At 75.4% G+C, this 15,019-nt stretch carries 12 protein-coding genes; 8 read left to right on the top strand and 4 right to left on the bottom strand.

Annotated elements, in window-relative coordinates; genetic code table 11:
- Positions 1–21: 21 nt before the first annotated feature.
- Complete coding sequence (locus MHY85_RS04215; RefSeq protein ID WP_239193406.1) at positions 22–852, bottom strand: class I SAM-dependent methyltransferase; 831 nt, start codon at positions 850–852, stop codon at positions 22–24.
- Between the two features lie 50 nt (positions 853–902).
- The gene (locus tag MHY85_RS04210) at positions 903–2,075 is read right to left on the bottom strand and encodes a diacylglycerol kinase family protein (protein ID WP_239193404.1); all 1,173 of its coding nucleotides are present in this window, start codon (positions 2,073–2,075) and stop codon (positions 903–905) included.
- 105 nt (positions 2,076–2,180) lie between these two features.
- On the opposite strand from MHY85_RS04210, the gene serS reads away from it, so the two are divergent.
- The 7 genes from serS to MHY85_RS04175 all read left to right on the top strand — a co-directional run bounded on the left by serS (position 2,181) and on the right by MHY85_RS04175 (position 10,036).
- Positions 2,181–3,476, top strand: a complete 1,296-nt coding sequence (gene serS / locus MHY85_RS04205) for a serine--tRNA ligase (protein WP_239193402.1) — start codon at positions 2,181–2,183, stop codon at positions 3,474–3,476.
- Positions 3,473–4,294, top strand: coding sequence for an HAD family hydrolase (locus MHY85_RS04200; protein ID WP_239193400.1), 822 nt, complete (start codon positions 3,473–3,475; stop codon positions 4,292–4,294). The genes serS and MHY85_RS04200 overlap by 4 nt, the downstream gene beginning before the upstream one ends.
- A 112-nt stretch (positions 4,295–4,406) precedes the next feature.
- Positions 4,407–5,459 carry a LacI family DNA-binding transcriptional regulator gene (locus MHY85_RS04195; RefSeq protein ID WP_239193398.1) on the top strand — a complete coding sequence of 351 codons (1,053 nt, stop codon included), beginning with the start codon at positions 4,407–4,409 and terminating at the stop codon, positions 5,457–5,459.
- 73 nt (positions 5,460–5,532) lie between these two features.
- Entirely contained in the window at positions 5,533–6,930 is a 1,398-nt protein-coding gene (locus tag MHY85_RS04190) for an ABC transporter substrate-binding protein (RefSeq protein WP_239193396.1), read from the top strand.
- Positions 6,931–7,032: 102 nt separating this feature from the next.
- Complete coding sequence (locus MHY85_RS04185; protein WP_239193394.1) at positions 7,033–8,022, top strand: carbohydrate ABC transporter permease; 990 nt, start codon at positions 7,033–7,035, stop codon at positions 8,020–8,022.
- Positions 8,019–8,993, top strand: a complete 975-nt coding sequence (locus MHY85_RS04180; protein ID WP_239193392.1) for a carbohydrate ABC transporter permease — start codon at positions 8,019–8,021, stop codon at positions 8,991–8,993. The genes MHY85_RS04185 and MHY85_RS04180 overlap by 4 nt, the downstream gene beginning before the upstream one ends.
- Positions 8,994–9,100: 107 nt before the next feature.
- Positions 9,101–10,036: a DMT family transporter gene (locus tag MHY85_RS04175; protein WP_239193390.1), complete on the top strand. Its 936-nt coding sequence runs from the start codon at positions 9,101–9,103 to the stop codon at positions 10,034–10,036.
- A gap of 72 nt (positions 10,037–10,108) precedes the next feature.
- On the opposite strand, the gene MHY85_RS04170 is transcribed toward MHY85_RS04175, so the two are convergent.
- Together MHY85_RS04170 and MHY85_RS04165 are read right to left on the bottom strand one after the other, a co-directional pair.
- Complete coding sequence (locus MHY85_RS04170) at positions 10,109–10,687, bottom strand: bacterial proteasome activator family protein (protein ID WP_374232835.1); 579 nt, start codon at positions 10,685–10,687, stop codon at positions 10,109–10,111.
- A gap of 46 nt (positions 10,688–10,733) precedes the next feature.
- The gene (locus MHY85_RS04165) at positions 10,734–11,717 is read right to left on the bottom strand and encodes an NAD(P)H-quinone oxidoreductase (protein ID WP_239193386.1); all 984 of its coding nucleotides are present in this window, start codon (positions 11,715–11,717) and stop codon (positions 10,734–10,736) included.
- Between the two features lie 176 nt (positions 11,718–11,893).
- On the opposite strand from MHY85_RS04165, the gene MHY85_RS04160 reads away from it, so the two are divergent.
- Positions 11,894–15,019: nitrate- and nitrite sensing domain-containing protein (locus MHY85_RS04160; protein ID WP_239193384.1), on the top strand; the 3,126-nt coding region annotated here is incomplete at its 3' end.

Below are 15,019 nucleotides of genomic sequence, written 5' to 3'. Positions count from 1 at the left end.
GGCGCGCGGGCGGCGCGCCGGTCAGGCGTGCCGCACGGCCAGGAGCAGGTGCGTGCCGCCGTCCGTGGCGCCGGGCTCCGCGCAGGCGGCGACCTCGTGGTCGAGGAACCGCCGCCAGCGGTCGGGCTCGGCCTCCAGGTCCGCCAGCGTCGCCGGGTCGCCGAGCGACGCCCAGTTGCTGCCGCTGAGCGCGACCAGCTCACCGCCGGCCGCGGCGGCGAGCCCGGCGAGCTCCGACGACCGGTACATCCGGCACACGTGCGCGGCCCCGGGCAGGTGCCGCAGGTCCCCGGTGCGCAGCACGCGGTCGTTCGCGTCCTCGCCGGCGACCGCGGCGGCGCGGGCCACGCCGGGCAGTGCCGCCCGCCAGGTGCCGAGCGCCGACATGACGGACGCGACGACCGCGCCGCCCGGCGCGGTGACCCGGAGCAGCCCGCGCAGCGCCTCCTCGGCCCGGTCGAACGCGTACGACAGCGGCCCGCCGTACGCCACGACCGCGTCGAACTCCCCGTCGGCGTACCGGCTCGCGTCGCCGACGTCGAGCAGCTCGCGGCGCTCCACCGCGGCCTCCGCGGCGGTCCGGCCCACGCGCTCGCGGTTCAGGTCGAGCTGCACCGGCGACAGGTCGGTCACCACCACGGTCGCGCCGAGCGCGGCCAGCGCGAACGTGAACCGGCCGGGTCCCGCGCCGACCTCGAGCACCCGGTCACCGGGACGGACGAACCGCGCGAGGAACCGGCGGTGCACCTCCAGCGAGACCCGTCCCGCGACGTCCGCCTCGAGGCGGGACCACTCCGCGTCGCCGAGGTCGTCGTAGTACGCCCGGGTGGTCGCGGTGTCGTGGGTGCTCACCCCGGCAGTCTGCCGGGTGCGGGGGCCGGCGGGGGCGGGTTCCGCGCGGCTCAGGCCGACGCGACGCGGACGACCAGCGCACCCGGCTCGACGCGGGCCGAGAGCTCGGTGACCTGGCCGATGACGTCGCCGTCCACCTGCACGTACTCGCCGCCCTGCACCGACACGTGCACCTCGCGGGCGCGGGCGTGGTCGATCCGGCCGATCTTGGCCGGCAGCTGGCTGCGCACGCCGACGCCCTGCAGCACCACCTCGCCGAACAGCTGGGCCCAGCCCGCGACGCCGCCCCGGGTGTCGATGGCCGCGACGTCCAGCCAGCCGTCGTCCAGCAGGGCGTCCGGCAGCAGGGTGATCCCGCCGGGCAGCCGGCCGCAGTTCCCGATCAGCAGGCTGCGCACCCGCGCGGGCTCGCCCGGGGCGTCGTCCAGGCGGACCGTGGTCCGCAGCCGGCGGCCGTGCAGGTGCTTGATGCCGGCGACGAAGTACGCGACCCAGCCGACCCGGGCCTTGAGGTCGTCGTCCGCGTCCGCGACCATCGCCGCGTCGAAGCCGACCCCCGCGATCACCAGGAAGATGTGGTCCCGCGGCACGTCGGTGTCCGCGGGCAGGTCGTCGGCGGCCTCCGCGATGTCGTCGTCGACGCGCGACTCGTACCTCAGCACCTTCAGCCAGCCGACGTCGATCGTCCGGTCGGTGCCGTCCAGCGCGATCTGCAGCGCGGCCAGGGGGTCGCCGATCGGGATGTCCAGGTTCCGGGCGAGGAGGTTGCCGGTGCCGACCGGGACGAGCCCCATGGGGACGCCCGTGCCGACCAGGGCCTCGGCCACGGCGCGCACGGTGCCGTCGCCGCCGAGCGCCACGACGATGTCGGCGCCCCGGGCGACCGCGTCCCTGGTCTGCCCGATGCCCGGGTCCTCCAGGGTGGTCTCGAGCCACAGCGGCTCGGGCAGGTACTGCTCGGCGCAGGCGCGGCGCACGGTCGCCCGCAGGTCCGGCACGCCCGGCTTCGACGGGTTCGCCACGAACGCCACCAGCGGCCGGTGCGGCTCGGGCTGCGCGGGCGTGGTGACGGAGGAGTGGTGGCTAGCCGCGGTCCCCAGGATCTGCCCGGCGCGGCGCGCGTGCCGCTCGGCGGCGGTCGCGCGCCAGGCGACCGCGGCGACGACGAGAGCGGTGACGGACAGCGCGGCGGCGGCGACGGCGAGCCATCCCTCCCAGGTCATGCGAGGAATCTACGCGGCGCGGACGGGCGGCCGCCTCAGGTTCGCGCGGCCGCGTCGCGGCGGGCGCGGCGGCGGGCGCGCGGCGGCGGTCGGTAGGCTCGGTGCGTGATCGATCTCAAGCTGCTGCGCCAGGACCCGGACGTCGTGCGCGCGAGCCAGGTGGCCCGCGGCGACGACCCGGGCCTCGTGGACCAGGTGCTGGACGCGGACGCCCGGCGCCGCGCCGCGCTCACCGACTTCGAGAGCCTCCGTGCGGAGCAGAAGGCGCTCGGCAAGAAGGTCGCGTCCGCGCAGGGCGAGGAGAAGCAGTCCCTCCTCGCGCACGCGAAGCAGCTCGCGGAGCAGGTCAAGGCGCTCCAGGCCGACGCCGACGCGGCGGAGGAGCTCGCGACCGACCTGGCGCGCCGGATCGGCAACGTCGTCGCCGACGGCGTGCCCGCCGGCGGCGAGGACGACTACGTCGTGCTGCGCCACGAGGGCACCCCGCGCGACTTCGCCGACGAGTACGGCGCCGAGTTCGCCGTCCGCGACCACCTGGAGCTCGGCGAGGGCCTGCGGGCGATCGACACCGAGCGCGGCGCCAAGGTGTCGGGCGCGCGGTTCTACTACCTGACCGGGGTCGGGGCCCGGCTGGAGCTGGCCCTGCTGAACGCCGCGGTCGACCTGGCCCTGAAGGCGGGCTTCACCCCGGTCATCACGCCGACGCTGGTCAAGCCCGAGGTGATGGCCGGCACCGGGTTCCTCGGCGCGCACGCGGACGAGATCTACCGCCTCGAGGCCGACGACCTGTACCTGGTCGGCACCTCGGAGGTCGCGCTCGCGGGCTACCACTCGGGCGAGATCCTCGACCTGTCGGGCGGCCCGCTGCGGTACGCCGGCTGGTCCGCCTGCTACCGGCGCGAGGCCGGGTCCTACGGCAAGGACACCCGCGGCATCATCCGGGTGCACCAGTTCCACAAGGTCGAGGCGTTCTCCTACACGACCGTCGAGGACGCCGCGGACGAGCACCGCCGCATCCTCGGCTGGGAGGAGGACATGCTCCGCCTCGTCGAGCTGCCGTACCGGGTGATCGACACCGCGGCGGGCGACCTCGGGTCGAGCGCGGCCCGCAAGTTCGACTGCGAGGCGTGGCTGCCCAGCCAGCAGCGGTTCCTGGAGCTCACCTCGACCTCCAACTGCACGACGTTCCAGGCTCGGCGGCTCGGGGTGCGCGAGAGGACGGCCGACGGCGAGGTCCGGCCCGTCGCGACGCTCAACGGCACGCTGGCGACCACGCGGTGGATCGTCGCGATCCTGGAGAACCACCAGCAGGCCGACGGCTCGGTGCGGGTCCCGGAGGGCCTGCGGCCGTACCTCGGCGGCCTCGAGGTGCTGGAGCCGGTCGGGGGCGGGTCGCGATGACGCACCCGCGCACGGCGGCCGGCACCCTCGTCGCCCTCGACGTCGACGGCACGCTGCTGTCCTACGACGGCGCGGTGTCGCCGGCCGTGCGCGCGGCCGTGGCGGCGCTCCGCGACGCGGGCGCGCACGTCGTGCTCGCGACCGGCCGCGGCGTGCGGAGCGCCGTGCCGGTGGCGACCGACCTCGGCCTCGCCTCCGGCTGGATCGTGTGCTCGAACGGCGCCGTCACGGCGCGCCTCGACCCCGCGGCGCCGGAGGGCTACGAGGTCACCAGCACGACCACGTTCGACCCCGAGCCCGCGCTCCGCGTGCTCCAGGCCGAGCTGCCGGACGCGCTGTTCGCGGTCGAGGACCTCGGCCACGGCTTCCGGGTGTCCCGGCCGTTCCCGGACCACGAGCTGACGGGCGTGCAGACGGTGCTGCCGTTCGACGAGCTGGTCGCGCAGCCGGCCACCCGCGTCGTCGTGCGGGACCCGGGCAGCACGCCCGAGGAGTTCCGCGAGCTGGTCGAGCGCGTCGGCCTGCACCAGGTGTCGTACGCCGTCGGCTGGAGCGCGTGGCTGGACCTGACGCCGGGCGGCGTGTCCAAGGCGAGCGCCCTGGAGGAGCTGCGCCGGGACCTGGGCGTCGAGCCGTTCGCGACCGTCGCGGTGGGCGACGGCGGCAACGACGTCGAGATGCTCCGCTGGGCCGCGCGCGGCGTGGCGATGGGGCACGCGCCGGAGTTCGTGCGGCTCGCCGCCGACGAGGTCACGGGCACGGTCGAGGACGACGGCGTGGTCGCGGTGCTGCGGACCGTCGGGCACGCCGCGGGCTGACCGCGGTGCGCCGCACCGGGCCGCCGGCCGCGGGAAAGCGGTAGCGCTCCCACGGCCACCGGTCCCCCGGAAGGGTGGACCGGCCCCCTCGCCGCGGAGCACAATCCCCGCCATGGCGCACGGCATCGTCGACGTGGCCCGGGCTGCCGGGGTGTCCACCGCGACGGTGTCGCGCGCGCTGCGCGGGCTGCCGAACGTCACCGCCGCCACGCGCGAGCGGGTCCGCCGCGCCGCGGACGAGCTCGGCTACGTCCCGTCGCCGTCGGCCTCCTCGCTCGCGTCCGGGCGCACCCGCACGATCGGCCTGATCACGCCGTGGGTCGCGCACTGGTTCTTCGCGAACGTCATCGAGGGCGCCGAGCGGGCGCTGCGGGTCGAGGACTTCGACGCGCTGCTCTACACGTTCGAGGTGTCCCGCGACGTCCGGCGGCTGCGCCTCGACCCGGACGTGCTGCGCCGCCGGGTCGACGGCGTGCTGGTCGTCGGGCTGCCGCTGGAGGCGGAGGAGGTGGCCGCCCTCGACCAGCTCGGCTACCCGCTGGTGTTCGTCGGCGCCGGCGCGCCCGGGCACGTCACGGTGGGGCTGGACGACTCCGGGACCGCGCGCCGGGCGGTCGCGCACCTCGCCGACCTGGGGCACACCGTGATCGCCCACCTGTCCGGGGAGCCCGACGACAACCTGCCGTGGTCGCCGGCGCTCCGCCGGGCCGAGGGCTGGCGCGCGGAGCTGGCGGCGCGCGGGCTGGCGTCGGAGGGGCTCGAGGTGCACGGTCACTTCGACGTCCGGGGCGGCCGTGCGTCGATGCACGGGCTGCTCGACCGGCGCCCCGACGTGACCGCGGTGTTCGCGGCGTCGGACGAGATGGCGATGGGCGCCCTGCTCGCGCTGCGCGACCGCGGGCTGCGGGTGCCCCAGGACGTGTCGGTCGTCGGGGTCGACGGGCACGACATGGGGGAGCACCTGGGGCTGACCACGATGATGCAGAACGCGCAGGAGCAGGGGGTCACCGCGGCCTCGATGCTGCTGGAGATGATCACCGGCGCGCCGGTGCCCGAGGAGGTCGTGTTCCCGACGGTCCTGGTCGAGCGCGGGTCGACGGCGGCGCCGCGTGACCGAATTGTGACAAGTCCGAACCCGTCAGGTGGTTGTGCGCCGGCCATGTAAACGCTTGCATATAGCCCACGCACCGAGGCGCACCCGCCTCGGCCCGCAACCACGACGAGGTGGAGGCAGACGCATGATGAGAATCCGTCGTCGCGGCGCGAGCGCCGCGGTGGCCGGCGGGCTCGGGCTGGCGCTCGTGCTCACGGCTTGTTCCGGTGGGGGAGACGACTCCGGGGACGAGGGGACGGGCGGCGGCGGTGGCGACACCGGCGCCGCGAGCGAGATCGACTGCGCCCCGTACGAGGAGTTCGGCGACCTGGAGGGCACGTCCGTCTCGGTCTACACCTCGATCGTCGAGCCCGAGCAGCAGACGCAGGAGGACTCCTACGACCCGTTCGAGGAGTGCACCGGCGTCACGGTCGAGTACGAGGGCTCGCGCGAGTTCGAGGCCCAGCTCCTGGTGCGCATCCAGGCCGGCAACGCGCCGGACATCGCGTACCTGCCGCAGCCCGGCCTGCTGAACACGATCGTCACGGACTTCCCGGACGCCATCGTGCCGGCGCCGGACGCGACCGTCGCCAACGTCGACGAGTTCTTCAGCGAGTCCTGGAAGGAGTACGGCACGGTCGACGGCACGTTCTACGCGGCCCCGCTGGGCTCCAACGTGAAGTCGTACGTCTGGTACTCGCCGTCCATGTTCGAGGACGCGGGCTACGAGGTCCCGGAGACCTGGGACGACCTGATCGCCCTGTCGGACCAGATCGTCGAGGACGGCGCCATGCCGTGGTGCGCGGGCGTGGAGTCCGGCGACGCCACCGGCTGGCCGGGCACCGACTTCATCGAGGACATCGTGCTCCGCACCGCCGGGCCCGAGGTCTACGACCAGTGGTACACGCACGAGATCCCGTTCAACGACCCCCAGATCATCGAGGCCTGGGACACCGCGGGCGAGATCCTCAAGAACGACGAGTACGTGAACGCCGGTCTCGGCGGCGTCGACTCGATCGCCACCACGCCGTGGACGGACGCGGGCTTCCCGATCCTCGACGGCACCTGCTGGCTGCACCGCGCGGCGAACTTCTACCAGACGCAGTGGCCCGAGGGCACCGAGGTGGCGCCGGACGGCGACGTCTACGCCTTCTACCTGCCGACCAACCAGACCGACATCAAGCCGGTCCTCGGCGGCGGCGAGTTCGTGGCGGCGTTCGACGACCGTCCCGAGGTGCAGGCGTTCCAGACCTACCTGTCGAGCGCGGACTGGGCCAACACCAAGGCCACGACCACCCCGATGGGCGGCTGGGTCAGCGCCAACAACGGCCTGGACCCGGAGAACCTGGCCACCGAGTTCGACCAGCTGTCGGCGGAGATCCTCGCCGACCCGAACTCCGTGATCCGGTTCGACGCGTCCGACCTGATGCCGGGCGAGGTCGGCGCCGGCACGTTCTGGACCGCGATCGTCAACTGGCTGACGGGCACCTCCACGGAGGAGGCCGCCAAGTCGGTCGAGGACTCCTGGCCCGCCGGCTCCTGACGGGGTCGGGCAGCTATCGACTGATCGGCTGACGGCCCGCTCGGCGGGGCGCGGGGGAACCCGCGACCCCGCCGGGCGGGCCCACCCGGCTCGGAGGCGTACATGGACTGGTTGACGAGCGCGAGCTCGGTGGGCGAGAAGTTCGCCCTGATGTTCCTGGCGATCGCGCTGTTCGTGGTCGTCATGGGCGCGATCCTGTTTCTGGTGGACCGGCCCAAGCGGGTCCCGCGCTGGGTGGTGGCCGCGGCGTTCGCCGGGCCCGCCCTGCTGCTGCTCGCGTGGGGCCTGGTGCGCCCCGCGGTCCTCACCCTGTGGAACTCGTTCTTCGACAAGCGCGGCAACGAGTTCATCGGGGTGGACAACTACACCCGCGTGCTGACGGGCGGGCAGTTCCAGAGCGTCCTGACGAACACCGCGATCTGGGTCATCCTCGTGCCGATCGCCTCGACGGTGATCGGCCTGATCTACGCCGTGCTCGTGGACCGCACGCGGTTCGAGAAGCTCGCCAAGGCGCTCGTGTTCATCCCGATGGCGATCTCGATGGTCGGCGCGTCGATCATCTGGAAGTTCGTCTACGAGTTCCGGCCGGACCAGCCCGGCGTGAAGCAGACCGGCCTGCTGAACCAGGTGCTGGTCTGGGTGGGCCTGGAACCGCAGCAGTTCCTCATCAACTCCCCGTGGAACACCGTGTTCCTCATCGTGGTGATGGTGTGGATCCAGACCGGTTTCGCGATGACCGTGCTGTCCGCGGCCATCAAGGCCATCCCGGACGACATCGTCGAGGCCGCGCGCCTGGACGGGCTCGGCGGGACGCGAATGTTCCGCTACATCACCGTGCCGTCCATCCGGCCGGCGCTGGTGGTCGTGCTCACCACGATCGCGATCGGCACCCTCAAGGTGTTCGACATCGTCCGCACCATGACCGGCGGGCAGTTCGACACGCAGGTCATCGCGAACGAGTTCTACACGCAGGCGTTCCGGCAGAACAACCAGGGCCTGAGCGCCGCCCTCGCGGTGATCCTGTTCATCCTGGTGATCCCGATCGTCGTCTACAACGTGCGGCAGCTGCGCAAGTCGGAGGAGATCCGATGACCACCACACCGCTCCCCCCGACCGGGCCGTTCGCCGAGGCGTTCGAGGAGACCGCCGACGCCGGCGGCGAGCCGGGACGCCAGCGCCGGCTGAGCCGCCTCGAGCGGCGGGCGATCGCCACCAAGGGCCGGCTGTCGTCGCCGTGGGCGTCGTTCATCGCGATCCTCATCGCGATCCTGTGGACGATCCCGTCGATCGGCCTGCTCGTCACGTCGTTCCGGCCCGAGCTCGACATCCGCCGGTCCGGCTGGTGGACCGTGTTCGGCGGGCTGTTCAACGGCGAGGCCGAGTTCACGCTCGACAACTACGACCAGGCGCTGTTCGGCTCCGGTGCGAACCTGGCGACGTACTTCGTCAACTCGTTCGTCATCACGATCCCCGCCGTGGTCATCCCGATCACCATCGCGCTGCTCGCGGCGTACGCGTTCGCGTGGATCGACTTCAAGGGCCGGAACATCCTGTTCGTCGCGGTGTTCGCGCTGCAGATCGTGCCGCTGCAGGTGGCACTGGTGCCGCTGCTGCGGGACTACGTGAGCGCGGGCGTCGCGGGGTCGTTCTGGACGGTCTGGCTGTCGCACTCGATCTTCGGCCTGCCGCTGGCGATCTTCCTGCTGCACAACTTCATGAAGGACATCCCCTCGTCCCTCGTGGAGGCGGCCCGCGTCGACGGGGCCGGGCACGTGAAGATCTTCTTCCGGGTGCTGCTGCCGCTGCTGGTCCCGGCCATCGCGGCGTTCGGCATCTTCCAGTTCCTCTGGGTGTGGAACGACCTGCTGGTCGGCCTGACGTTCGCGTCGCCGAACTCCCGGCCGCTGACCGTGGCGGTCGCCGAGATGGCGGGCAGCCGCGGCGGCGACTGGCACGTGCTGACCGCCGGCGCGTTCATCTCGATGGTGGTGCCGCTGATCGTGTTCATCTCGCTGCAGCGGTACTTCGTGCGCGGCCTGCTGGCGGGCTCCGTCAAGGGCTGACCCCGCCCGCCGAGTGGAAGGTCTGGCCCGACACGCCGACGGCGTGTCGGGCCAGACCTTCCACTGTCACCGCGGGGACGGCCACGGGCCCGTAGAGTGCGGGGTCGATGAGCGGACGACCGGGTGGCGTGCTGGGGCGGGCCCCGGCGCCCGCGCTGTTCGCGGTCTCCGGGCTCGCCCAGTACGGCGGTGCCGCGCTCGCCGTGGCGCTGTTCGCCGTCGTCCCCGCGCCGACGGTCGCCTGGCTGCGGATCGCCGTCGCCGCGCTGGTGCTCCTCGCCTGGCGCCGGCCGTGGCGCGCGCGGTGGACCCGGGCCGACCTGGCCGCGGCCGCGGTGTTCGGCGTGGTGCTCGCCGCCATGAACGTGTCCTTCTACGTCGCGATCGACGTGCTGCCGCTCGGCACCGCCGTGGCGATCGAGTTCCTCGGCCCCGTGGCCGTCGCCGCGGTCACCGGGCGGAGCTGGCGGGAGCGGCTCGGCATCGTCGTGGCCGCGGCGGGCGTCGTGGCGCTCGCGGGGGTGGAGCTGAGCACCGGCGGCGCGGACGCGGTGCGCGGGCTGGTCGCCATCGGGATCGCGGCGGCGTGCTGGGCGGGGTACATCCTGCTGGGCCGCCGGGTGGCGCAGGGGGCGCGGCGGGCGGCGGACGCCCCGCACGCCGACGCGCGGCCCGGCCCGGACGGCATCACCTCGCTCGCGGTCGGCATGACGGCGGGCGCCCTGGTCGGCGCCCCGTTCCTCGCCGGGCCCGCCGCGCCGGTGCTCACGGACGCCGGGCTGGGGCTCGCCGTCGTCGGCATCGCGGTGCTGTCCTCGGTGGTGCCGTACGCGATCGAGCAGGTGGTGCTCCGCCGGGTGACGGCGGCGACGTTCGCCGTGCTGCTGGCGATGCTGCCGGCGACCGCCGCGGTGGTGGGGGCGGTGGCCCTGCGGCAGTGGCCGCACGGCTGGGAGGTCGTCGGGCTGGTGTGCGTGTCCGTGGCGATCGTGCTGACGGCGACCCGCCGCGCGCCGGGCGACGACCGCGGCGCGTCCGCCTAGCAGCGCGCGCCCCGCCGGCCGCGCGCGTTCGCGCCGCCGCGCCCTGCGGCCGGAGCGCCGGGGGTGGCGGGGCTAGAGGTACTGGCCGGGGCCCTGGTCCGCCTGCGGGGGGCCCGGGACGCCGCCCGGGCCCGCGGGGTGCGCCGGGCCGTGGCCGCCCGGCAGGGCGCGCCGCATCTGGGTGAGCTGTGCCTGCGCCGCCATCTGCTGCGCGACCAGCGCCGTCTGGATGCCGTGGAACAGGCCCTCCAGCCAGCCGACCAGCTGCGCCTGCGCGATCCGCAGCTCGGCGTCGCTCGGGGTCTGCTCGTCCGCGAACGGCAGCGTGATCCGGTGCAGCTCCTCGATGAGCTCGGGCGACAGCCCGTCCTCGAGCTCGTGCAGGGAGCGCTCGTGCACCTCGGCGAGCCGCGCGCGGGCCGCCTCGTCGAGGGGAGCGCTGCGCACCTCGTCGAGCAGCTGCTTGATCATCGTGCCGATCCGCATGACCTTGGCGGGCTGGCCCACGGAGGCGGCGGCCTCCTCGGCCGCGTCAGCCTGCCCCGAGGCGGCGCCGGCGTCGGCCGGCTCGGCGGGGTCGCCGGAGCCGCCGCCGAGCACGACGACGCGGGGGCGCTGGGGGCCGGTGCTGGAGTCGCTCATGCGCGCCATCCTCTCGCGGGCGGGCGGGAACGGCACCCCTGCGGGCCGTGCCCCGTCACGGCACCAGCAGGACCTTGCCGAACACCTCGCCCGAGTCGAGCAGCCGGTGCGCGTCCGCGGCCCGGCCGAGCGGCAGCCGCGCGTGGACCACGGGCCGCAGCCGCCCGTCGGTCAGCATCGGCCAGGCGTGCTCCCGCACGTCGGCCACGATCCGCTCCTTCTCCGCGAGCGGCCGGCCGCGGAGCGTCGTCCCGATCACGCTGCCCCGGCGGGCCATGAGCAGGCCGAGGTCGAGCTCGCCCCGCGCACCGCGCTGGGTGCCGATCACCACGAGCCGGCCCCCGGTCGCGAGCGCGGCCAGGTTCGTCGCGAGCCCGCCGGCGCCCAGCACGTCGAGGACCACGTCGGCGCCGTGCCCGTCGGTCGCCGCCCGCACCGCCTCGGCGACGTCCTGGGCGCGGTGGTCGACGACCGTGCGGGCGCCGAGGTCGCGGCAGCGCTCCGCCCGCCCGGCCCCGCCCGCGGTCGCGACGACGTGCGCGCCGAGTGCCGCGCCGAGCTGGACCGCGACGGACCCGACCCCGCCGGAGCCGCCCTGGACCAGCAGCACCTCGCCGGGAGCGAGCCGCCCCGCGTCCACGACGTTCGTCCACGAGGTGAGCAGCGCCTCGGGCAGCCCGGCGGCGTCCACCAGGTCCACCTCCTCCGGCACCGGCAGCAGCAGGCCGGCCGGCACGGCGGCCAGGGTGGCGTAGCCGCCGCCGGGCAGCAGCGCCGCCACCCGCGCTCCGAGGGGCCACGCCGCGACGTCCACCCCGGGGCCGTGACCTGCGACGACGCCGGACACCTCCAGGCCCGGCCAGGCGGGCGCCCCCGGTGGCGGCGGGTACCTCCCCTCGCGCTGGAGCAGGTCCGCGCGGTTGACGCCGGCGGCCGCGACCCGCACCAGCACCTCGCCGGGGCCGGGCTCGGGGTCCGGCCGCGCGACCAGCTCCAGCTCGTCGGGTCCGCCCGGGCTCTTGACCTGCACCACGTCCACCGTGCGAGCCTACGCACCGTGTCCCCGCAGGACACGGGCGGATGAATCCTGCGGATGCGCTCATGTCGGGGCCCGGGCGCGCCGATGTGGTTCGGACGGGGGCCCTCGGCGGGTGCCTTGCACCTGGCCGCGCCCGCGTGACCAGGTGGGACGCGAGGATCGGGAGGCAGGTCGACATGCTGCGCAGGCTCGGCATCCGCACCAAGGTGCTGGCGGTCCTCGCGCTGCCCGTGCTGGTCCTGCTGCTGACCGCGGCCTTCATCACCGCCCAGTCGGTCGGGGAGGCCCGCACCGCGGGCACCGTGCGCGACGTCGTCACCACCATGCCCCTGTACGCGCGGGCGGCCGAGGCCCTGCAGCAGGAGCGGACCCTCTCCGTGCAGCAGGCCACCGACGCGGCCCTCGGCGGCAACCTGAGCGCGGCCCGGTCCGCGACCGACGACGCGGTGGCCGCCCTCGGCACCGCCCTGCGCGACATCGACCTGTCCACCCTGGACGCCCGCGTCGCCGAGTCCGTGCAGCGGGCGAGCGACCAGCACACGCGCCTCGTCGAGATCCGCGACCGCGTCGACGCCGGCTCGATCCCCGGCACGCTCGTCGACAGCAACTACACCGACATCGTGTCCGCCGACAACGACGTGCCCGTCGTCGCCGCCGAGACGCTGTCGGAGCGGTCGCTGGCGAGCCGGATGTCCGCCTACGGCGCCATCGCCGACACGATCGAGCAGGTCCTGCGCGCCCAGCCGCTCGCGTCGGGCGTGCTCGCCGACGACGGCTCCGACTCCTCCGACGTGCGGGAGCTCGCCGCCCTGTTCGCCGTGCAGGACCAGGCGCGCGCCGACGCCCGGGACCGCACGAACAGCCTGCGGCTGCCCGGCGTGCAGCTGAGCTCCCGCGACGCCGACCTCACGGCCATGCAGCTGTCGATGGTGTCGGGCAACGAGCTCACCGTCTCCGCGCTGGACCCCACCCGGTGGAACGGCCTGGTCAACGCGGAGCTCGCGTCGCTGCGCCCCGTCGGCACCGACCTGCTCGAGTCCGCGGCCGACCGCGCCGACGTGGTCGCCGACCAGGCGCGGGAGCGCGCGCTGCTCACCGGTGGCATCGCCGCCGCGGCCGCCGCGCTGTCCATCGTCATCGCCCTGGTCGTCGCCCGCGGGATCGTCGTCCCGATGCGCCGGCTGACGGCCGCGGCCGGCACCGTCCGCGAGGAGCTGCCCCGCCTGGTCGAGCAGGTGGCCGTCCCGGGCCAGACGCCGGACCTCACCCTCGCGAACATCCCGGTCGAGTCGCAGGACGAGGTCGGCCGGCTGGCCCAGGCCTTCAACGACGTCAACTCGACGACGATCCAGGTCGCGCGCGAGCAGGCCGCGCTCCGCGGCTCGATCGCCGAGATGTTCGTCAACGTCGCCCGCCGCGACCAGGTGCTGCTCGGCCGCCAGCTGTCCTTCATCGACACGCTCGAGCGCTCCGAGGAGGACCCGGCGGTCCTCGCGAACCTGTTCCGCCTCGACCACCTCGCGACCCGCATGCGCCGCAACGCGGAGTCGCTGCTGGTGCTCGCCGGCATCGACTCCGGCCGGCGCCTGCGCGAGGCCATGCCGCTGTCGGACGTCGTCCGCACCGCGTCGTCCGAGATCGAGCAGTACGACCGGGTCCAGCTCGAGCTCGACGCCGACCCGCTCATGCACGGCTTCAACGCGCTGGGCGCCGCGCACCTCCTCGCGGAGCTGCTGGAGAACGCGACGCTGTTCTCCGAGCCCGGCACCCCCGTCGTGGTGCAGACCGGTGTCGACGGGGAGCACGTCGTCGTGCGGATCGTCGACCAGGGCCTGGGCATGTCGGCCGACGAGATCGCGGCCGCGAACGCCACCATCGCCTCCACGTCGCCCACCGAGGCGCTGGGCGCGCAGCGCCTCGGCCTGTTCGTGGTGGCGCGCCTCTCCCAGCGCCTCGGCGCCACCGTCGTGCTGGAGCGCGCCTCCGGCGAGCTGTCCGGCACGGCCGCGGTCGTGCGCTTCCCGGTCGCGCTGTTCACCGCGAACGACCCCGCCCTCGCCGGCTCCGGCGGCGCCGCGCGCGGCACCGGTCCGTCGACGGGGTCGGTGCCGACGGTCGAGGCGCCCGCCGCCGTCCCGGTCGACCTGGCCGCCCTGACCGACGGCGCGACCCCGACCGGGCTGCCGCGCCGCCGCACCGCGGGCGACCCGGCCCCGGAGTCCGCCCCGGCGGCAGCGCCCGCGGCGCGCTCCGACCTGCCGACCGAGCAGGACGTGGTCCTGCCCGCCCCCGCCGAGGCCACGCTCGCGCCGGAGATCGCGGCCGAGGCCGGCGGGTGGACGCCGCTCGTCGCGCCGGCGCCCGACGCGCCCGCCGCCCTGCCGTCCCGTGGCGCGCTGCCGACCCGCGGCGGCCTGCCCTCCCGCGCCCCCGCGGCGCCGACCGAGGAGCCCGAGGTTCCGGCTCCGGCGCCCGCCGGGCCGCGCGCCGGACTGTTCTCCGGGTTCCGCGGCCGCGACGCGCTGGCGCAGCCCGCCACCGACGGGGCGGACGGTCCCGAGGACGCCGCCGGCGACGGCGCGGCCGCCGAGCAGGCCGCCGCCCCCGCGCCGGCGCTGCGCCGCCGACCGATCACGTCGCCCGCCGAGGTCCGGTCGATCGTCGACGAGCTGGTGGACCACGAGCCCGAGGTGTCGGCGGCCGACCACGCCCGCCTCGACGCGCTGTCCGCGCCGCTGACGGCCAGCCTGCCGATCGTGCCCGCGCCCGTGCCCGCGCCGGACGAGGCCGAGGTCGAGCCGGTGGCCGCCGAGCCCGAGCCGCTGTCCGCCGAGGCCGCGGTCGCCGGCGCGGGCGTCTCCGAGCAGGCCGCCCCGGCCCTCGCGACCCCCGACGAGGCCGAGCCGGAGTCGCTCGCGCCCCGGCCGATGGTCGTGCCGGGCCTCGCTCCCGACGAGCCGCTCGACGAGTCGCACGCCTGGGCCTCGTGGTCCGGTGCCCCCGCGACGCCCGAGCAGCCGTCCTGGGCCCAGCCCGCCGCGCAGGCCGAGCCGGAGCCGGCGCCGGACGCCCTCGGGTCCGCGCCCGTCGCCCCCGCGCCCGTCGCCCCCGCGGCGGCGGACTCGCCGGCCGTGTGGTCGGGGGCCGCCGCCCCGGTCGCCGACCAGCCGCTCGCCCCCGTGGGCCGCGCGGACGACACCGCCGTGCTGGGGGCGCCGGTCCTGGGCACGCCGGCGGTCGAGCCGACGGCCCCCGCCCTGGCCCCCGCCGCCGCGACCGCCGCGGTCCCGCCGGCGTTCCCG

Source organism: Cellulomonas sp. ACRRI (genome assembly GCF_022346185.1).
Lineage (GTDB): Bacteria > Actinomycetota > Actinomycetes > Actinomycetales > Cellulomonadaceae > Cellulomonas.
Note: the sequence above shows the minus strand (reverse complement) of the source record. Positions and strands in the feature narration are given on the sequence as shown.